Annotated in this window: 15 protein-coding genes; 1 reads left to right on the top strand and 14 read right to left on the bottom strand. The window is 43.6% G+C overall.

Annotation, left to right across the window (positions count from 1 at the left end; all coding sequences use genetic code 11):
- Positions 1-54: 54 nt before the first annotated feature.
- The 6 genes from F9856_RS08720 to F9856_RS08695 all read right to left on the bottom strand — a co-directional run bounded on the left by F9856_RS08720 (position 55) and on the right by F9856_RS08695 (position 8,820).
- Positions 55-978: a carbohydrate ABC transporter permease gene (locus tag F9856_RS08720; protein WP_202106377.1), complete on the bottom strand. Its 924-nt coding sequence runs from the start codon at positions 976-978 to the stop codon at positions 55-57.
- 9 nt (positions 979-987) lie between these two features.
- A complete protein-coding gene (locus F9856_RS08715) occupies positions 988-1,917 on the bottom strand; it encodes an ABC transporter permease (protein WP_105128805.1) in 930 nt (309 codons plus the stop codon).
- Positions 1,918-2,119: 202 nt separating this feature from the next.
- Positions 2,120-4,003, bottom strand: a complete 1,884-nt coding sequence (locus F9856_RS08710; protein WP_236659583.1) for a beta-N-acetylhexosaminidase — start codon at positions 4,001-4,003, stop codon at positions 2,120-2,122.
- A gap of 9 nt (positions 4,004-4,012) precedes the next feature.
- A complete protein-coding gene (locus F9856_RS08705) occupies positions 4,013-4,879 on the bottom strand; it encodes an ROK family protein (RefSeq protein WP_202106376.1) in 867 nt (288 codons plus the stop codon).
- Complete coding sequence (locus tag F9856_RS08700; RefSeq protein WP_202106375.1) at positions 4,860-7,532, bottom strand: alpha-mannosidase; 2,673 nt, start codon at positions 7,530-7,532, stop codon at positions 4,860-4,862. The genes F9856_RS08705 and F9856_RS08700 overlap by 20 nt, the downstream gene beginning before the upstream one ends.
- Position 7,533: 1 nt before the next feature.
- Complete coding sequence (locus tag F9856_RS08695) at positions 7,534-8,820, bottom strand: glycoside hydrolase family 125 protein (RefSeq protein WP_202106374.1); 1,287 nt, start codon at positions 8,818-8,820, stop codon at positions 7,534-7,536.
- 246 nt (positions 8,821-9,066) lie between these two features.
- Between F9856_RS08695 and F9856_RS08690 the strand changes: the two genes are divergently transcribed.
- Positions 9,067-11,196, top strand: a complete 2,130-nt coding sequence (locus F9856_RS08690) for a GH92 family glycosyl hydrolase (protein WP_202106373.1) — start codon at positions 9,067-9,069, stop codon at positions 11,194-11,196.
- Positions 11,197-11,276: 80 nt separating this feature from the next.
- Here F9856_RS08690 and F9856_RS08685 read toward each other — a convergent pair whose 3' ends face one another.
- The 8 genes from F9856_RS08685 to F9856_RS08650 form a co-directional block, all read right to left on the bottom strand.
- Positions 11,277-11,675 (bottom strand): Mini-ribonuclease 3, encoded by a 399-nt coding sequence (locus F9856_RS08685; RefSeq protein ID WP_202106372.1) that lies wholly within the window; start codon positions 11,673-11,675, stop codon positions 11,277-11,279.
- Positions 11,668-13,011, bottom strand: a complete 1,344-nt coding sequence (cysS, locus tag F9856_RS08680) for a cysteine--tRNA ligase (RefSeq protein WP_202106371.1) — start codon at positions 13,009-13,011, stop codon at positions 11,668-11,670. Before cysS ends, F9856_RS08685 begins: the two co-directional genes overlap by 8 nt.
- A 10-nt stretch (positions 13,012-13,021) precedes the next feature.
- On the bottom strand, positions 13,022-13,207 hold the full coding sequence (locus tag F9856_RS08675) for a hypothetical protein (RefSeq protein WP_125184193.1): 186 nt from the start codon (positions 13,205-13,207) through the stop codon (positions 13,022-13,024).
- Positions 13,201-13,974, bottom strand: a complete 774-nt coding sequence (locus F9856_RS08670; protein WP_202106370.1) for a nucleoside phosphorylase — start codon at positions 13,972-13,974, stop codon at positions 13,201-13,203. The genes F9856_RS08675 and F9856_RS08670 overlap by 7 nt, the downstream gene beginning before the upstream one ends.
- Positions 13,975-13,983: 9 nt before the next feature.
- A complete protein-coding gene (cysE, locus tag F9856_RS08665; RefSeq protein WP_172090633.1) occupies positions 13,984-14,601 on the bottom strand; it encodes a serine O-acetyltransferase in 618 nt (205 codons plus the stop codon).
- 53 nt (positions 14,602-14,654) lie between these two features.
- Complete coding sequence (pnp, locus tag F9856_RS08660; protein WP_202106369.1) at positions 14,655-16,889, bottom strand: polyribonucleotide nucleotidyltransferase; 2,235 nt, start codon at positions 16,887-16,889, stop codon at positions 14,655-14,657.
- A 413-nt stretch (positions 16,890-17,302) separates the two neighbouring features.
- Entirely contained in the window at positions 17,303-18,175 is an 873-nt protein-coding gene (locus F9856_RS12375) for a helix-turn-helix transcriptional regulator (protein ID WP_202106368.1), read from the bottom strand.
- A 15-nt stretch (positions 18,176-18,190) separates the two neighbouring features.
- The gene (locus F9856_RS08650) at positions 18,191-19,807 is read right to left on the bottom strand and encodes an ATP-binding cassette domain-containing protein (protein WP_202106367.1); all 1,617 of its coding nucleotides are present in this window, start codon (positions 19,805-19,807) and stop codon (positions 18,191-18,193) included.
- Positions 19,808-20,330: the final 523 nt, after the last annotated feature.

Below are 20,330 nucleotides of genomic sequence, written 5' to 3'. Positions count from 1 at the left end.
TATTTTTTTAGATAATGAAGTATGGAATACGATTGTTAAGATAGAGTGATGTCTCTACTCCTTGACTCCTCCAATTGTCAAACCTTTGACAAAGTAACGTTGGAAGAAAGGATAGAGACAGGCAATTGGTAGAGTCGATACGACCACAATAGCCATCCGTGTTGCTTCTTTTGGAAGGGCCCCTGCAACTTCTGAGGACATGGCCGCTGCTGCGGCAGCATTTTCAGAGAGATATTGAATGTTTGCTTGAATTTTCATCAGCAGGTATTGGAGGGGGAAGAGGTTATCGCTCTGGATATAGAGGAGAGCGTTGTACCAGTCATTCCAAAAAGCGAGGGCTGTAAAGAGAGCGATGGTTGCGATACCTGGTAGGGTTAGTGGTAAGCAGATTTGGAAGAAAATCCGAAATTCACTGGCCCCGTCAATCCTGGCAGATTCGATAATAGACTCAGAAATAGTCTTTCTAAAGAAGGATCTCATCACCATGATATTGAAAGGAGACAGCAGCATGGGTAGAATCAAGGCTGCCACTGTATCTTTGAGATTTAAAAACGAGGTCATGACGATATAGGTTGGAATGATCCCTGCGCTAAACAGCATGGTAAAGAGAGCCATCAGGGTAAAAAATCGTCTGTATCTGAAACTGTTTCTCGAAATGGCATAGGCGTAAAGAACAGTGAAGAAGACATTCAAGCTCGTCCCTACAATGGTCACAAAGAAGGTGATAAAGAGGGCTTGGAGAATCTGATCTTTCAATTGAAAGAGATATTCATAACCTGCCAAACTCCATTGCTCTGGCCAGAAAGAATAGCCGTTGATAGCCAAGCTTGTCTCATCTGTCATAGAAATGATGATAACAAATATGAAGGGAAGGGTACAAGATAGGGCAAATATCCCTAGTAAACTTGAGAAAAATAGATCTGTTTTCTTACTAAATGAATGAATAGAAACAGAAGTGATTTGTTTCTTTTTTTTCATACTCCCCTCCTAGAATAAGGCTGATTCCTTATCAAAGCGACGAACAATCAGGTTGGTCACTACCACCAAGATACAGCCGACAACAGATTGATAGAGGCCTGCTGCGATAGCCATACCGATGTCCCCTGTTCCTGCAATTCCACGATAAACGTAGGTATCAAGGACTTGAGTCACATTGAAGAGAGGACCTGAATTTTTCGGAATTTGATAGAAAAGGCCAAAGTCTGCTCGGAAGATATTTCCGACAGCCAGAATCGTTAAAATAGTCATCAGAGGCATTAACTGAGGAAGGGTGACATAGCGGATCCGTTGCCACTTGGTCGCTCCATCCACAATCGCAGCTTCATAGTAGGTTGGGTCAATGCCCATAATGGTTGCATAATAAATAATACTGTTGTAGCCCAAACCTTTCCAAATTCCTAAGAAAAGCAAGATGAAGGGCCAATAGGTCGGTGTGCTGTACCAGTTGATGGGATCCATCCCCATTCCTTTGAGAATATTGTTTATCAATCCTTTATCTGGACTCAAAAATGCGTAAACGAAGAAACTGATAATGACCCAAGAAAGGAAATAAGGGAACAAGGTTGTGGTCTGATAGATCTTTACCAGCTTCTTCGACCGCATCTCACTAAAGATAATGGCAATACCTACTGCAAAAATCAGTCCGAGTACGATAAAACCAAGATTATATAGGATGGTATTTCTTGTGATGATATAGGCATCGGATGATTGAAATAGAAATTTAAAATTATCCAATCCTATCCACCTACTTTGTATGAGACTATCCCAAAAGCCATTACCTGTATGGCGATAGTCCTTAAAAGCAATCACATTGCCAAATACTGGAATGTAGAAAAATAGAATGAGCCAGATGACTCCTGGCAATACCATTAGGAAAAAAATGGCATTTTGTTTTAGATTTTTTATGAGGTCTTTCATCATAGCTCCTTTCTATTATGAACCTTTACATTATTAGTTTACTCCTGATTAGGCCAACTGTGAATTGCCACATTATAGGCAAAATTCTACAAATTATAGGTGTATATAACAACCGATATACCTTCTGTAAAAAACAAAGAAAATCTGGGTTGCTAATCAAAATTTGCATAAAAAAATCGAGCCCTTTCGAGCTCGAATATCACTAGGTTGTATAGATGGTTGAAGCCGTCGCAATAATCTGCCATTGGTTGGCAGTTGTCGCAATAAATCCCTTGTCCTGATGGAAGTCATCGTAAGGGAGAATTGGCACTTCTAGTTCATCTAGTTTAGGTACTTCATTGTTCAGATAGGCTTGCAACCGCTGGATTGCACGGCGAATGCGGGCATCCAAGCCACCTAGGCGAATGTCCACCGTATCCAGACCAAACACCTTCTTCTCTACCATCCATTGGTAGCTGAGTGCCTGATAGAAGCTTTCTAGGTCTATCCTTAGTTGCTGCAAACCGTCAACTTGCTCTGCCAAAACCTGACGATTTCCTTCCTGATAGGCCTGACGAATACCTGCTGAAATAGCCGCCTTGGTCGCTAAAACCTGACACAACTTAGCCTGAGTATCAAAGAGATAGGCATAGCCCTTGGCTCGGCTTCCAATCTCTGCCAATCTAGGCGCTAATTCCTGATAAAAGGCGCTGTCTTTTTCGGCATCAATATGCTCTTGCAGCAAGGGGCAGAGAATATCCTGATACAAGATGTAGCGACTGGGATTGAAACCGTGATAACCTGGACCAGGGTGGCTAGGTGTCTTATTTGGCAAATCCAATTGCAGGAAGTCACCGAGGGAAACTTGGTGTAGTTGATAGAAATGCTCAGCCAGACAGCCCAAATTTCCTCGGTACTGGAGTTCTGCCCAGGCATGAAGACTCGGCAAGATCGAGAAGGTTGCGCATTCCCCACCATTGTCTCCCCAAGCGGTCACCGTCACTTCTTGGACGCCATACTCTTGGCAGGCGGCATGTGCTTCTGGTGCAATCCGCATACTGAAATCATTATCAGGAGTAAAACCAATCCACTTCCAGGCACCACTTGCAAAGGCAATCTGATTTCCCAACTGCTGATGACTTGCCAGTTTTTGAGCATAACTCTCACGGCTGGTCTGGTAGTAATCCCAATAAATCAAGGTCACTCTGTCCTTGAGGCGATCCAAATAAGCCTGAATTTCCGAGTCAATTTCCAACTGACCAGTATAATCCTTACTCGCTGTCAACAACTGGAAGAACATATCGCTCCACATACTACAATGGAAACCGTATTTATCAGCAATATCCAAGACCCGTTCCAAGTGTTGGCACATAATCAGACTTCGTTTCTGATAGCCGTGTTGATTGAGGTATTGACCCAGCCCGACCAAGTGAGCCTCATCCATACCGATGTTAATGGTCCGTGTTTTCAGATGGGACAAGGCCTCAAACATCTTATCAATCAAGGCATAGGTCCTCTCATCCCCAATCAAAAGAATATTGTCCACATCTCGAATGGCCTGAATAGAAGAAATGTTCCATTTGAGGTAGGCAATCAGATGGGCCAAGGTCTGGATACAGGGAATAAATTCCATACCGTAACGGTGGCACTCCTCCTCAATAGCCTGCAATTCTTCTTTTGTATAGGCTCCTCGGAAATAACCAAAATAGGGTTCATCACGTAGTTGGTAGGTATCTTCCATGTAAAGCTGGAAATGGCTGTAGCCCATCAAGGCCAGTTGTCTAATCAAGGTCTTGCTGGCTTCAACCGTCAGGACAGCATTTCGAGAACAATCTTCCATAAAACCGAGTTGACGGTAGGCAGGTCTTTCCTGGATCTGTATGTCGGTCTCGCCCTGAGTCAACTGACTAGCCAAAACAAGCAAACCGCGGTAAATCATATGTTCTTTAGGCGCACGGATACGGTAAGAACCTGCTGAACCTTCAATCCGCAAACTCTCCTTGCCATCGACCGCAAGTTCTAACTGGCAATCAAAGCCAAGAGAGGAACAAATCTCTTCCAAGACCCTATCCGACTGCTGTAAAGAATGGTTTATCTGTAACATCATCATTTCTCCTTATTGTAGGGTCTTCATATAAGCACCCATGAGGTTGGCATCCTGCTGGTAGTGGCAGGCACGAATAGCTGGTAGATATGGGAATTCTTCTGGATATTCCTTTTGAATAGCCTCTAGTTGCTCCTGAATAGCTTGGATAAAGACTGGATTCTGGCTGATAGAGCCGCCTATAGCCAGCACTTCTGGTTCCAGGAAATAGGAGATATTTAAAATGCCATAGGCCAGATTGCGTGTCATTTCTTCAATGGCTAATTGACATACCTCATCTCCCTGTTCTGCTAGTTCAAAAATCCGTTTCCCATTCCAATCTTCCGCAGCTTCCTCATACTGACTAGCCACCTGTCTGACCAAACTTCCAGTAGAAGCAAGTTGGGACCAGTTTTTTAGAGGTCCCTTTCCAGTAGCAATCAGCATATAGCCAAATTCGCCACCGAAACCTTGTTTCCCTCGGATGAGTTTTCTATCCACAATCAAGGCACCACCGATACCCGTACCACAGACGACACAGGCAAAGGTCGATAGCTGGTCGTCAATAGCCAATTCACTCAGACCGACACAATTAGCATCATTTTCCAAATACACAGGACAGCCATACTGACTTAATAACTCATACCAAGATACACCATGGATATAGGGAACGGCACTCAGCCCCTGGATGACACCTGTTTCAAGGTCTACCGCTCCAGGTATACTGAGGGAAATTGCCTCCAAGCCATCTACCGGCTGAATAATACTGTCCATAAGCGCCAACAATTCCGCTAAACTGGCCGGTGTTGGCCATTCCTGCCTATAGTTTATCTGCTTATCTGAACCAATCAGGGCCCCCTTTATTCCCGTACCTCCAATATCAAAACAGGCTACTACCATATTCTTTCTCCTTTCCATGATAGCCAATGACCTCTGTTCGGATTGCCTGAGGTTCAATCTTAGCCAGCAAAGCCTCTAGTGGTTCTTCCAAGAGGTCAACACCCTCAGTCCACTCGCTCCAACCTGCTAACTGTTCCTGGCTCATATTGTAGTAACGGAGCAGGATGCGGTCCGAAGTCTCTGCCACCTTCAAAGAAGTCACGCATAAGCGGTCCTCTTCCAGTGCTGGATGGCTCAAAAACTGATGATCACACGGCAGATACCCACTATGGCTGGTTACTTGTTTAGTTAACAAGTGTCCTTGGAAGGCCTGAGCTCTTTGGAAGCTGGTAAAACCTTCCTCTACTGGGCAAATTTCAAAAGCATAGTCCAACTGACATTCCCTCAAACACTGGGCTTCTGGTGTTGGGAAGTAGCCCCAATCTCCTAGCTCTCCAGTCGCACGAAGTAGTGTCAAAGCAATCTTGCCCCTATCTAGGATTTCATACTCATGTAGGCCCTTGCTCGAAACGGTCATGGCTTGTCGACCATCTGATAGACTAATAAAACTGCGATGACGCTGAGGATTGGACGGATTTTCCCAAGCTGAATGTGGCTGATTTGGACGTTTAACGACTTCAAAGATGGAATCTGCAAAGTGATTCTCGGCTTCTATTCCTATATCAAGGACTGCTCGTAAGCGATGGTCCTTGATTTGATTGTGGAAATTTGTCTGGATGCGAATTTGTGGTTGGTGGCGGTAGAGGGTCAGATAGGTGGTAAGGAGCAGGTCTTTCTTTTCCTGACTCCTTTGAGATGTTCGATGTTTAAATTCTACCAGGCGCTTCTGTTCATCTTCCAGACTTGTTTCCATAGCCACAGGTAGATGCAAACGGTGAACGACCTTGGCAATGCTGACCGCTTCTGTTTGGTAGACAAGACCGAAGTCCTCTATCTGACCATAGAGCGGTTGGTCATTCTTAGGCGCCATAAAGATGTATTCATTGCCCAAATCTCCACAATCTTCAAACCGTAGCCAGTCTTTATAGGCTTGACCCGTTCTCTTGTCTTCTAGTAAGAGCTGACCATCCACCACGTCAATACGGTAGTAATCATTCTCGAACTGTTCACTTAAACTGCTATTCACCCTAGTGTCACCAATCGGCTTGACTTGATAGGTCTGCCATGAAAATGGCGCCTGATTTTCCACTACAAAGCGGACACGAATCTGGCGGGCAAAATTGGCAGAGCGAAAAGCATCTTTTGGTAAATCGTAGCGGAAGTTGACACCTAGATCTTCGATGGTAGCTTCTACCTCTTGGCCTTGACTGGTAAAGAGACCAAAGGCTGGCAGAGAAATAGCTGCCATGGATTGGAAGTGTTGTTCTAACTGCCCATCGCGAAAATCTTCCTGTTCAACAAGCAAATCAACCTCCACTAACTGGGTTTGTCGGCAGGCTGTAGTATTAAAAACCGTAAATAGTAAGCCGTCTAATTGGCTAGAATCTACCTGCTTTTCCCACCTGTCTAGGGAGCGCTGGCTCAGGAAATGAGCGACTTGTTTGACCTTCTTAAAGCGGGTTTCCATCTCACTATGTACCTGGTCTACGCTACAACCACAGATGCTATCATGGGGGGCATTCTGCAACAAGAGTTTCCAGGCATAGCGTAACTCATCTCTGGGAACCTTATCTCCTGCCATCACCACCAAGGGTTCTACAACTTGTTCCAAAAGCTGGCTGGCCTGGTCATTGGCTTGCTTGAGATAAATTCTCGAAGAGGCAGTATTTACCAAGGTGTACCAGCCATCTGTTTCCTGGCTAGTCAATTCTCCCTTGACACGACTGAGGTCTTTTGGCAATTCTTCCTTGACAGCAGCTATGTATTCTTCAAAGCTTGAATGAACAAAGTCTATATCTGGATACAGTTTTCGGGCCAGTCGTAATGCTTGGCTGAGATTTTTCTGGACAGGCTGGTGATCACAGCCATTCATCAGCAGATAGTGGGAAGTTGAAGCGTATTTGCGAACATCTGCCAATTTTTTCTCCCAAAAAACACGCGCTTCTTCCTCATCAACTGGAATTTCATTGCCATTGCTGTACCAGTTAGCAAATAAAATTCCCAGAACCTGACTGCCATCTGCCCCCTCCCAAATCATCTCTGAGAAAGTGGACTGGAATCGGTCATCTCCCAGAACCTGATTATCAAAGCCAACTGGTTTGACCCCACGACCAAACAAGGCCACATCTATACCAGCCTGACGCAATAGCTGAGGAGCCTGTCCCATATTGCCGAAAGTATCTGGATAATAACCAATCTTCGGAGCCCGTCCCCACTTCTTGCTTTCCAAGTGACCCAGAAGGGTATTGCGCATATTGGCCTCACTAGTGATGAGGTAATCATCCTGCAAGATGTAAAAGGGACCAATAATCAGCCGACCGTCTTGAATGTATTTCTTCAATAACTCTTGATTCTGCGGACGAATTTCCAGATAGTCATCTAGGACAATGGTCTGTCCATCTAGATGAAAACTCCTAAACTCAGGATCTGTTTCAAACAAGTCAAATAGGTCATCAAATAGCTCTACTAAGCGCATCCGATGTTCTTCCAAAGGAAGATACCATTCCCTATCCCAGTGGCTATGTGAAATAATATGAACCGTTTCTTTTCCCATTTTATTCCTCCGGTCGTATATCATAATAATCTAAAACCAATTCGCAAAACATCATATTTGCCCAGGAGAACCACTCTCTAGAGTAAAGCGTCGGATCATCCACATGGAAACTCTCATGCATCAGCCCAGTACCGCCATCACAGGCCACCATTGTATCCAATAAGCGAGCTTTTTCTTCCTTGTCATCCGTTGTCAATCCTTGAATAGCCAAGGCAATCGGCCAAATATAGCGATAGAAGGTATGACTGGAACCAAGACCCGCAGCATAGTCGCCCTCGTAGTAATAGGGATTTTCTTGACTTAAAATGGTCCGACGGGTTGCCAAATAGATGGGATCATCTTTCTGACAATAGCCTAGATAGGGAGCCGCTAGCAAACTTGGAACATTTGGGTCATCCATGATAGACTGATTGCCCAAGCCGTCCACTTCATAGGCGAAAATGGTTTCTCCCGCCTGATTCTTGGTCAGCCCAAAGGTCCGAATCCCCTGGTCAATTTCCTGCGCCAACCGTCTGGCACCTTCAGCCAAATCTGAGAATTCCTCACTGGCAAACTGCTCTGCTATTTCTCCTAAATAACCCAAGACGACGACCGCAAACATATTTGAAGGGATGAGGTAAGGGTAGATACAGGCGTCATCGCTTGGACGAAAACCGGACCAAGTCATCCCTGTATAGGTGCAGGGAGCCCCTTTTCCTTGGTGCGTGAGGGTATCCTCTAGCCGATCAGTGTCCCGTTCAAAGCTATAAGGGGAGTTTTCATGGTGCTGCTCCAATTTCCAGAGTTGAACAATTTTTTCAGCTGCCCCAAAGAAGGTCTGGTTAAAATGACTGGTTTCCCCTGTCGCTTTCCAAAGTAGATAGGCTAATTGAAGGGGGTAGCAGAGGGAATCCACCTCATATTTCCGCTCCCAAATCCAGGGTCCCATCTGAGTGTGGTCGGTCTGGTGCCCCCGCCCATTAGCTGCCTGGTTAAAGGCATTGGCATATGGATCCATCAAAATAAAAGCCATTTGCCTCTCTACCAGACCTAGAATCATCTGGCGCAATTTCTCATCTTTTCTAGCCAAGGCTAGATAGGGTTTGACCTGGGCTGTCGAATCCCTCAACCACATGGCTGGAATGTCCCCCGTTAAGACAAAAGTAGTCCCATCTTCCAGTTGACTAATGGTCCTATCAAGCGTATCCGTATAACACCTTTCAAATACACTCCCCCAACTTGGGTGGTCTGCTGTTTTCTTTTGAATGCCTGTCAGCCAGTTCTCTATGATTTCTTTTGTGTAAAACATGATTTCTCCTTTTTATCCTTTGCTCAGAGTTCTTCCAACCTCTATCTGGCAAGTCCATATAATTTTCATTAGACACAAGGTTCCTAGTATCAGTCTATACAATTCTATATGCAAATCCTATACACAAATTAAACCCATTTTTACACAAATATTGCCAGTTTTAGAAAACGCTTTCCTTTCTTTCCCTTTCTCTATATAATAAGGAGACACCACTTATTATCAATAAAAAAAAGAAAAGGATAGCCTATGTATACCTCCATCGTTTCAACCATTGACACCCGCTATGGTACTTATAACTCACATGCCTTTTCAAACGGAAACACCCTACCATTGACAGGTGCCCCTTTCGGCATGAATTATTTTGCTCCCCAGACCAGCGACCAGACTGGAAACTGGTGGTTCAATCCCTATGAACCTGTCTATCAGGGCATTCGCTTAACCCATCAACCCAGCCCTTGGTTGGGGGATTTTTCCTCCCTCTTATTAACACCTATCACAGGTGAATTAAGCCGAGATAGCCTCTTTCATCGTCAATCCAGCTACCAACTCGACCAAGCTATTTTCCGACCTGACCTCCTTCAATTACAATCCAACCGCTTTCGCTTGATAAGCCGTTTAGCTCCCAGCCGATACGGAGCCAGTTTTGAGATAGCGTCTTTTACTAACCAGCCTATCGGAATGGTCTTCTATTCATCTGGAAAATCCATTTATCGACTGCTCAATCCTCACCAATTGCTCATTCAGATTTTTCAGGTCAGCGCCTGCCAATCCCCTGATTTCTGCATGTATGCTCTCCTAGAATTTGAAGAGGAAATAACAGAATGTTATCATCTGGTCAAGGATCACAAGATAGCTAAAACGGAAGTGGTGGGAGAAGATTTACATGTTCGTATCAATTTCTCAAGCACTTCTATCAAGGGGCGCTTAGCTACCTCTTTTATCAGCCCTGAGCAGGCCGCCTTTCTATTGAAAGATGTTCCTGACTTCCCCCAAGCCCAAAAACAAGCCGAAAAGACGTGGAACCAACTACTAGGACGTATTCAAATTCGTGACAAAAAAACAGAGGACATTAACTTCTTCTACCACTGCCTCTACCGTTGCCTACTTTACCCACAGACTTTCTATGAACCTAGTCCTGATGGACAAGCCATTCATTTCGACCCTATCAGCAATCAGGCCAAACTAGGTAAATTTTTCACCAACAACGGCTACTGGGACACCTTCCGTTCCTCCTATCCTCTGCTTTCACTTATCTACCCAGACTATTTGGAAGAGTTTCTCCACGGCATTCTCCAACACTATCGAGATACTGGATTTTTACCCAAATGGTTATCGCCAGACGAGCGCGGTATCATGCCAGGAACTCTTGTGGATGGAGTCATTGCTGATGCGGCCTGCAAGGGACTTGTTCCTGATTTGATGGAAGATTTTCTCCAAGCCATGATTGAAACCAGTCAAAAGACCGATGCGGATCAACGTTACGGCCGCCATGGTAGTCAGATTTACCGCCAGTTAAACTATCTCCCTCTTGATTTCAACGAATCTGTGAGCCATTCTCTTGATTATGCCTACAGTGATTGGGCTATCAGCCAAGTAGCAGAAAAACTGGGACAGGACCAACTGGCTAAGCAATACGCTCAAATGTGCCTCGGTTACCGACAGTTATTCGATAGCCAAACAGGTCTCATGCGTGCCAAGGATAGACAGAAACAATTCCGAGCAGATTTTTCCCCTCTAAGCTGGGGAAGAGACTATGCCGAATGCTCTGCCCTACAAGCAACCCTGTCCGTCTTTCATGACATCGATGGACTGATAGAATTGATGGGCGGAAAAGAAGCCTTTACCACCTATCTCATCCAACTGTGCAATCAGGAGCCCTATTTCTCACCTGAACAATACGGCTACGAAATCCACGAAATGTCGGAAATGGCGCAAGTCAATCTCGGTCAGCTTGCTATTTCAAATCAACCGAGCTTCCATATCCCTTATCTTTTCCAATGGTCCACAAAACCAGAATACACTAGTCTACTCATTCACAAAATCAGACAAACAGCTTTCAAGACAGGTTTTCAAGCCTATCCAGGTGACGAGGATAACGGTAGCCTTTCAGCCTGGTACATATTCTCCTGTCTAGGTTTCTACCCTGTCTGTCCTGGAAAAGCCGACTACCAAATCGGACTACCGCATTTTAAGGAGGTAGACTTGCTACTTGCAGATCAACACAAGCTGACCATCTCTACTCCAAAAAGCGATGCAAATTTCCAGTTTGTCAAGCTAGTTTCATTAGACAAACAAGTCGTCCAAACCATCAAGCATGACCAATTAGTGACAGCTAAGTGTCTGGAATTTGAGCTTGCCCTACTACCAAGCAACTAACCAGCTTCTACAAACAAAAGAAATAGTCAGGACCAAGCCTGACTATTTCTGTGTTTAAGGAAATAAAATCTTTCCTCTTCCTATCTATTCTCTATAAACCCAATACACCAGCCAACCAGTTCATCCAGGCGTTCCATCTGCTCAGTCATGTGCAGATAACCCAAAACCGCCTCAAAACCTGTGGACATTCGATAGGTGACCACATCCGCATTCTTGGCCTTGGTGTGGCTATGGCTATTCCTTCCCCGCTTGTAGATTTCTTCCTCTTTTTCGGTCAATAGCTGAGCTTCTAAGAGGGCAGAAATCAGGCTTGCCTGTGCCTTGGCCGAGACGTATTTGTTAGCCTCACCGTGCAATTGATTGGGCTTGGTCAGTCCCTTGAAAATCAAGTGCCGTCTGATATACATGGAATAGACAGCATCCCCTTCAAAAGCCAGGGCAATTCCATTGATGAGATTGACATCTACTGCCTTAGTCACGTGTCCACCTCACACCATCCTTGGTATCCAAGAGCTTGATGCCCTGGGCTGCCAATTCATCACGAATGCGGTCAGCCGTCGCAAAATCCCGATTGGCACGAGCTGCTTGACGTTCTGCTATCAAGGCTTCAATCTCACTGTCCAAGACTTCTTCTTCAAAGACAATACCGAACACTTGCAGCATGTTTCCAAAGGCTTCTTTTACAGTTTCATCGTAGTTGCCAGAGTTGATCCATTTGGCAAGGTCAAAAATAGCCGTAATCCCATTTGCCGCATTGAAATCATCATCCATTGCCGCTTCAAAGGCCGCCAAATGCAATTCAAGACCTGACTTATCCACAGAGTTTTGCACAGGTTGTGTATAAGTATTTTTTAGATATTTGAGATTGATTTCCGCATCTGAAATGGCCTTCTCAGTGTAGTTGAGTGGACGGCGGTAGTGCTGGGTAGATAGGAAGAATCGCAAGACCTGACCGTCAATTTGTTCCAACATATCATGGGCTGTCAGGAAATTGCCCAAGGACTTAGACATCTTCTCATCGTTGATATTGAGCATGGCATTGTGCATCCAGTAGTTGGCAAAGGTCTGACCTGTTTTGCATTCAGACTGGACGATTTCATTGGTATGGTGAGGGAATTCCAAGTCCGCACCACCACCGTGAATGTCAATAGTATCTCCCAAAATCTCTGTCGCCATAACCGAACACTCGATATGCCAACCTGGACGACCTGCTCCCCAAGGACTTTCCCAAGACACTTCGCCTGGCTTGGCAGTTTTCCACAGGGCAAAGTCGAAAGGATGTTCTTTCAGTTGACCTTCTCCCTCAACACGACCAGAAGCCCCAGCTTCTAGGTCAGACAAGGTTTTGTTGGCCAAACGGGCATAGTTTTCTGCCTTTTCCACACGGAAATAGACATCTCCAGAAGCTTCATAGGCGTACCCCTTGTCAATCAAGACCTGCACAAAATCAATGATTTCATCCATATAGTCGATAACACGAGGATTTTTAGTTGCTGGTTTGACACCTAACTTTGCCACATCTTCCTTGAAAGCTGCGATAAACTTATCAGACAGCTCCTTGGTTGTCATGCCAGCTTCATTAGCAGCTTTGATAATCTTGTCATCCACATCCGTAAAGTTAGAAATGTACGCTACATCAAAGCCACGGTATTCAAAGTAGCGACGGATGGTATCAAAAGCCACGACGCTACGGGCATTTCCGATATGGATATAGTTGTAAACTGTCGGACCGCAAACATACATCTTGACCTTCCCCTCTTCCAAGGGCACAAAGTCACGCAAACTACGGGTCATGGTATCGTAAATTTTAATCATGCTTTCTCCATTACTTCTGAGTATTCTTTAGGATTTGATACTTTTGATACAATCTAACCAACCAATAAGCTGTCGCTGCCAACCAAATCATCCCTAGCTGCCAGTTTCCTTGGGAAAACTTAAGGATAGATAGAATTGTTCCACCGATGGCGGTCAACACATAAGGCCAGTTTTGTCTTACTAATTTTTTTAACATGATGTACTTTCTAATTTTCTTGCAATCGCCAGGGCCACTTCAAAAAAGGTCATGCTGTCAGCCGTCCGTTGCTCGCGACGTACATCCCATTCATTCTTGTGGTGGTCCACATAGTCTGCCGTGTAGAAAAACTGATAGACCTTGGCCTGACGAAAGTTTGCCCAGGCCATGATAGCAGAAGCTTCCATATCGACCACCATGGCACCAGCGGCTAGGCGTCGCTTGACCTTGGCAGCCGTTTCCCGATAAAAGGCATCCGTCGTCCAGGTCTTAGCCCGCACGTGTTCAATTCCTGCTTGGTCCAAGGCCTTTTCCATGGTCAATAGCAAAGCAGGGTCATAGCTGATTTCATCGCTGGTAGGAGCGTAGTGGTAACTAGTTCCCTCGTCCCGAAGAGCAGAGCTAGGAAGGATAATCTTATCCGCAGCAAGTGACTTATCCAGCACACCACAAGAACCCAGAACGATAAAGTTCTCAAACCCACAAGCCTTCAGTTCTTCCAGATGACCAACCGCCATGGGAGCACCGACGACTGCCAACATGACCGCAACTCGCAGTCCTTCTCTTTCCAAAATATACCAAGGATGGCGACCGTTAATGCTTTCTAAGTAGCCACCTTCCCTACTTTCAGGTAGCTGACGGACACGGTCTACGATTTCCCCATTGAAGGAGAAAATCATGGTTTCACATACCTCACCGCCACCACGAATGGCCTTATCCGTCGGTTCAATAACTGAAGGACTTTGTTCAAATTCTTCTAGCAGCATATCAACCTCCTACAAATGCGACGAATGGTGGCTGGCTTCTCTCAGCTCTGCCAGTTTGGTGGTGTAGTGTTCACGGCCACCTTCCATGTCATGAATGACCTTCTCATCTTTTTGACCATGCACACGGACAATTTTAGCTGGCATACCGACCACTGTCACATCTGCTGGAACATCGGCTAGGACAACGGCAGCTGCACCCACTTTAGCATTTTCCCCAATCTCAATGGGGCCAATCACTTGAGCATGGGCAGAAACCAAGGCCCCTTTTCGCACGGTCGGGTGGCGTTTGCCACAATCCTTGCCCGTCCCACCTAGCGTTACGCCGTGGTAAAGCATAACACCTGATTCGATAATGGCGGTTTCTCCGATAACCAAACCAGCTCCATGGTCAATGAAGACCCCCGAAGCAATCTCGGCACCTGGATGAATCTCAATATTGGTCCAAAAACGCCAAAATTGGCTGTGCATCCGTGCTAAGAGTTTAAAGCCTTTTTTCCACATCCAATGGGACAGACGGTGGGCAGCCAAGGCCTTGACACCTGGGTAGGTCAAAAGAACTTCCAAGCTGGTCCGTGCTGCCGGATCTTTTTCTTTTACAATCTCAATGGTGTCCTTCCACCAACCCATAGTCACTCCTTCTAGCGAGAAGACAAGCCCGCTACCGAACTTGTCTACTCAGCTTATTTCTTTTCAACCTTGTGGAATTTGAATTCACCAAAGTTGTTGTCTTTTCTCTCTTTGTGGTCTTTTTTGTCATGGTCTTTATGACGGCGTGGTCTGTCCGAACGCTCGCGTTTTTCTGGCTCCACATAACCTTCTGGTTTTGGAAGGAGAGCCTTCATAGAAGCGTCAATACGTCCTTTATCATCAATCTTGATGACTTTAACATCGACAATATCGCCGATTTCAACTAGGTCTTCTGGTTTATTGACACGAGTCCAAGCCATTTCAGAAACGTGGACTAGGGCATCTGTCTTGTCAAAGAGGTTGACAAAGGCACCGAATTTCTCCAAACGAACCACTTTTGCCTGGAAGACTTCGTCCACTTTTGCTTCACGAACAAGACCTGCAATGATTTCTTTAGTACGCTCAATTGCAGCACGATCTGGTGAGAAGATAGCCACAAGACCGTCTTCGTCAATATCGATTTTCACGCCAGTTTCTGCAATAATCTTATCGATGGTTTCGCCACCCTTACCGATGACAATCTTGATCTTATCTACATCAATCTTGATAGTGTCAATCTTCGGTGCAGTTGGTGCCAAGTCTGGTCGAACTTCTGGGATCGTCGCTTCGATGACATCAAGGATTTCAAAACGTGCCTTCTTAGCCTGTGCCAAGGCTTCTTCCAAAATTTGTGGTGTGATACCGTCAATCTTGATATCCATTTGAAGGGCTGTGATACCGTCACGGGTACCCGCCACCTTGAAGTCCATGTCGCCAAAGTGGTCCTCAAGACCTTGAATATCGGTCAAGACGGTGTAGTTGGTGCCGTCTGAAATCAGACCCATAGCAATACCTGCAACTGGTGCCTTGATTGGCACACCACCTGCCATGAGGGCAAGGGTCCCAGCTGTAATAGAAGCCTGTGATGAAGAACCGTTTGATTCCAAAACTTCTGCTACCAAGCGGATAGCGTAAGGGAAGTCTTCCAAGCTAGGTAGAACTTGCTCGAGAGCACGCTCACCAAGGGCACCGTGACCAATCTCACGACGACCTGGTGCACCATAGCGACCAGTTGAACCAACTGAATATTGTGGGAAATTGTAATGGTGCAAGAAGCGTTTCTTGTACTCGTCGTCCAATCCGTCGATGATTTGGGTTTCACCCATTGGAGCCAAGGTCAAGACAGAAAGAGCTTGCGTTTGACCGCGGGTAAAGAGACCTGAGCCATGAACATTTGGCAAGAAGTCTACTTCTGCATCCAGCGGACGAATTTCATCCACACGACGACCGTCTGGGCGGACCTTGTCTTCTGTAATCAAACGACGAACTTCTGCGTGCTCCATGAGTTCCAAGATTTCATGGACATCACGCATGATGCGGTCAAATTCTTCGTGTTCAGCGTATTTTTCTTCGTAGGCCGCGATGACGGTCTCACGAACGGCATTGGTCGCATCTTCACGGGCCAATTTTTCTTCGACCTGCACCGCTTTTTTCAAATCGTCATTGTAAGCTGCGACAATCTCTGCCTGCAATTCTGGATCCACTTGAAGAAGCTCCACATCTGCCTTTTCCTTGCCGACTGCTGCTACGATTTGATTTTGGAAATCCAAGAGTTCTTGAATGGCCGCATGACCTTTCAAAAGAGCTTCCAACATGATGTCTTCTGACAATTCTTTGGCACCAGACTCTACCATGTTGATGGCGTCCTTGTTACCAGCTACTGTCAAGTCAAGGAGGGACTCTTCCATTTGAGCTTTGTCAGGGTTGATGATGAGTTCACCATTGACATAGCCGACCTGGACACCTGCGATTGGACCGTTGAAAGGAATGTCTGAGATTGCCAATGCCAATGAAGAACCAAACATGGCTGCCATTGGAGCAGAGGCATCTGGATCGTAAGAAAGTACTGTGTTGATGACTTGGACTTCATTACGGAAGCCTTCCGCAAACATTGGACGGATCGGACGGTCAATCAAACGAGCTGTCAAGGTCGCATCAGTTGACGGACGGCCTTCACGCTTCATCCAGCCACCTGGGAATTTCCCTGCGGCATACATTTTCTCTTCATAGTTGACTTGGAGCGGGAAGAAATCGCCCGTTGCCATTTTCTTGGACATAACTGCCGCTGTAAGGACTGTTGAGTCGCCATAGCGAACAACAACCGCACCGTTGGCTTGTTTGGCAACCTGGCCAGTTTCAACGACCAATTTCTTGCCAGCAAAAACCGTTTCAAATACTTGTTTTGACATGAACTGTCTCCTATTTTTTCTGAAATTTTTCTTGCGTGTTTTCTACAAAAGACAATCAAACAGGCTTGTTTCACTCTCTTTTGCACAAAACCACGCATACTTCTTATTTTATCATATTTGACGGAAAATGTGGGGAATTGAGGAAGGAATTTCTGATAGGAACCGTGGAAAAACGAATAAAGAACTGCCCATCGTAAAACCAACTCTAAAATCAACTATCTATAAAATATGAAAAGTTGTAACCCATGTACTTCTCATCTTTTTAAACCAATCAAAAACACCTAATTCCGACTTATTCTGAGGAATTTAGGTGTTTTATCATCATCTATACTGATTCCCAATTTTAACTTAGTATTACTGGTGGAATCTTATCTCCGAATAATATCACATATGTAAGCAATAATACACTAAATTTAATTAATTTCTTTTTCGTCTTGCGACTCCTGTTCCAATAAATCTATAAAGAATGACTGAGCTAAATTTTTTAAGAGCTCGTCGCCTTCTAAGTCATAAACAACTATTGATTTTTTGACCATATCAATTGCTTCTGAAATAATGGAGCGTTTTGCTAATATGTTGGCTCTCATTAACAAAGTATTGCCTAACATAAATAAAGTGTTTCGATTCTTTAATAATTCTAGTGATTCTGCATTATAAACCAAGGCTTTTTCAAAGTTGTTACACAGGTACAAAATTCTAGAATATCCGTATTGAAATAATACTTTCAACTCCCAATCATTTGACTCATGATAGTGATGAATGAGACTTTCATATTGGTTCATTGATGCTACATGCTCTTCTAACTCCGAATATATTCCCGCAATGGCAATCCCAACTCGTAAAAATAGATTAGCATTTTCAACCAAAGTAGGCAGCAACCCTTCCAAAATCTCTAAAGCCTCATTTGACTTTTTGTATTTCCCAAATAACAATACCCCGTTAAGATATTGTATATATGGCATTTGAATCGGAGATACATCTTTTGAAATAAACTGCAAAAAATATTCCAATGTATCATACTCTCTTCGGTAAAGAATGGATTTCAATTCATCCGTAAGAATAGGTTCTTCTGTACTCTTCTTTAGTTGAAACAATTCCAATATCACACTAGAATCAATGTCTAATTTTTTGACGAGCTTAAAAAATAATTCGACTGACGGAGAAACCTCAGCTTTTTCAATTTTACTAATAACTGCTTGAGCACAAATACCCTCGGACAGTTCTTTTTGACTAAATCCTTTCTCCAAACGCGTACGCTTAATAAGACTAGCAATTTTTTCTTTCACAATTCACATTCCAATTCATAGTATTTTCTCTATTGTACCACTATTCGGATGAATTTCCCATATCTCATCGTATAGGCCAAGATCCGACTCTGAATAGTGATGAGCAACCTCAAAGATTGTAATTGGTAAATTGGCAAGTTTTTTACGAATGAGGGCTGAGGATTGTTTATCAATTGCTGATGTCCCCTCATCAACTAACAAGATTTTCTTATTATGAAGAAGGGCTCTGGCAATCTCAATACGTTGTTTTTGTCCTCCTGATAACTGCGCCCCATTTTCACCATAATATTTCTCTAAACAATCTTCACCTAGCTCTTCTACCAAACCCAGTTCTGAAAGCAAGGCCAACAACTCCTCCTCACGGACTGATTCAAGTGCCATTAGGAGATTCTCTTTTAAGCTTGCCTCAAAATAGTAGGGTGATTGTTGGATTCTTGCCATTTGATTGCTAGGATTACTTATTTTTTTCTGATGATTTAATACAGATATTTCCCCTTCCAACGGTTGCAGTACACCCTGTATACTATCTAGTAAGGTCGTCTTTCCACTTCCTGAAGCTCCTCTAATCAACACTTTACGACCATATGGGACTGTAGCATTAAAATTTTTGATAATTGCTGCTCCATGTCCAATGGCTACTCCTGAAAAATGAATCTCAGGCTTCAATATTGATTCATCAATATGATTTTCAGACACTTCCTGTTGCTGAGAATCTTGTAACATTTTCTCTAATTTTTTTCGAGTTGGCTCCGTTGATTGTATCATTCGTAAATAGTTCGAAACATTTCTAAATGGATAGATAACACGGTCACTGGCTAAAAATAAAGCGATAACAATACTAGCATCTAGTTTCCCTTGGGTTACAAATACTAGAGCTACAGTTATTGGAACAATATAACTTAACCACGATAGCATGGAAGAAACAAGATTAACTATGCTGTGTTTATTATTCAATGCCTCATTACTATTTTCTAAGTCATTGACAACTGTCTCAGCCATCCCTAAAAACTTACGATTCGCACCATATGTCCATAGAACCGAAAAACCTTGAAAAATATCTTTTATGCTACGAATAAATTTCTCATTCGACTTAGTAAAGTTCTCTGTTGCAGTTCCTAGATATTTGCTAAATAGTATTGCTGGCAACATTGGAAGAAATGAGAAAATAATAAATAATACAGAAATTGCAGGACTTAGATAGACAAGATATATCAATGAAACCGCCCCTAAAAGACTGTAGTATAAGCAATCAAAAAGAACGGAAAAATATTTATCTTCTACTAATTTTAAATCTACTGTTAATACCGCAAGAGACTCTGTAACATCTAATGCATTTCCCTTATTCCCTAGATAGTTTAACAGTTCCATCTTATACCTTTTATGCAGATTTTTTAGTAAGTCGTTTTTTATTATTGAAACAAATAAATCTGATAATTGAATTAATAAATAGAACAATATACTGCAACCGGCGAATAGTAAAACATCTTTTACAGTTGATTCCGAACTAAATTGACTGACTCTCGAAATGACCTGAGACATAATAATCCCGTCAAAGCTCGCTCCTATCAATGCAAGCAAGAGTAAACATATTTTAAACTTAGGCAATATTCTCCATACCTGTTTTAATTTCATAACCCGTTCTCCATTTTCTAAAGATTTCATCAAGTAAATATAAAGCAAACTCTGAGGGTGCTGTTTGTATGCCTTGCTTATACTTTACGTATCTATATAAGACGAGTATAAAATACTTTTTTAAAAAAATCAATCATTTTATTATATTTTATATAATTTTTTTGTTATTTGTGAGCATTATTTTGATTTAACGTTCGAAAACATGGACTTTTAGCCCAAAATCTCTATCCACTATCAAAGATTCATATTGCGCTTGAATAAGACAAACAAAAAGAACCTGAAAAACAGGCTCTATCTGAATTGTTGAAACGAACTAGTTCATTTCATTTCCAGCCTCCAACAGACTGTTGGAGCGAGCTAAAAGTCTGGCATTCAGCTTGTATGCTAAAGCACACTGCGATGAATTCCTATTTTTGCTGGACTTTCTTAACGCTCTAACATCTTGATTAGTCGAACACAGCCTAAAAACTCGGAAAAAAGAGGGATGGGAAAATAAAAAAAAGAACCTGAAAACAGGTTCTTT

The organism is Streptococcus suis (assembly GCF_016743335.1).
Classification (GTDB): Bacteria; Bacillota; Bacilli; order Lactobacillales; family Streptococcaceae; genus Streptococcus; species Streptococcus suis_Y.
The sequence above is the reverse complement of the archived record's forward strand: the minus strand, read 5'-3'. Positions and strand labels throughout refer to the sequence as shown.

Bases quoted from the DNA above. Each gene is read 5' to 3' on its own strand.
- F9856_RS08690 (WP_202106373.1), top strand. From the start codon at position 9,067: ATGTATACCTCCATCGTTTCAACCATTGACACCCGCTATGGTACTTAT.
- F9856_RS08650 (WP_202106367.1), bottom strand. From the start codon at position 19,807: ATGAAATTAAAACAGGTATGGAGAATATTGCCTAAGTTTAAAATATGT.
- cysS (WP_202106371.1), bottom strand. From the start codon at position 13,011: ATGATTAAAATTTACGATACCATGACCCGTAGTTTGCGTGACTTTGTG.
- F9856_RS08670 (WP_202106370.1), bottom strand. From the start codon at position 13,974: ATGCTGCTAGAAGAATTTGAACAAAGTCCTTCAGTTATTGAACCGACG.
- F9856_RS08705 (WP_202106376.1), bottom strand. From the start codon at position 4,879: ATGGTAGTAGCCTGTTTTGATATTGGAGGTACGGGAATAAAGGGGGCC.
- F9856_RS08720 (WP_202106377.1), bottom strand. From the start codon at position 978: ATGAAAAAAAAGAAACAAATCACTTCTGTTTCTATTCATTCATTTAGT.
- pnp (WP_202106369.1), bottom strand. From the start codon at position 16,889: ATGTCAAAACAAGTATTTGAAACGGTTTTTGCTGGCAAGAAATTGGTC.
- F9856_RS08675 (WP_125184193.1), bottom strand. From the start codon at position 13,207: ATGTTAAAAAAATTAGTAAGACAAAACTGGCCTTATGTGTTGACCGCC.
- F9856_RS08700 (WP_202106375.1), bottom strand. From the start codon at position 7,532: ATGGGAAAAGAAACGGTTCATATTATTTCACATAGCCACTGGGATAGG.
- cysE (WP_172090633.1), bottom strand. From the start codon at position 14,601: ATGGGTTGGTGGAAGGACACCATTGAGATTGTAAAAGAAAAAGATCCG.
- F9856_RS08710 (WP_236659583.1), bottom strand. From the start codon at position 4,003: ATGATGTTACAGATAAACCATTCTTTACAGCAGTCGGATAGGGTCTTG.
- F9856_RS08715 (WP_105128805.1), bottom strand. From the start codon at position 1,917: ATGAAAGACCTCATAAAAAATCTAAAACAAAATGCCATTTTTTTCCTA.
- F9856_RS08695 (WP_202106374.1), bottom strand. From the start codon at position 8,820: ATGTTTTACACAAAAGAAATCATAGAGAACTGGCTGACAGGCATTCAA.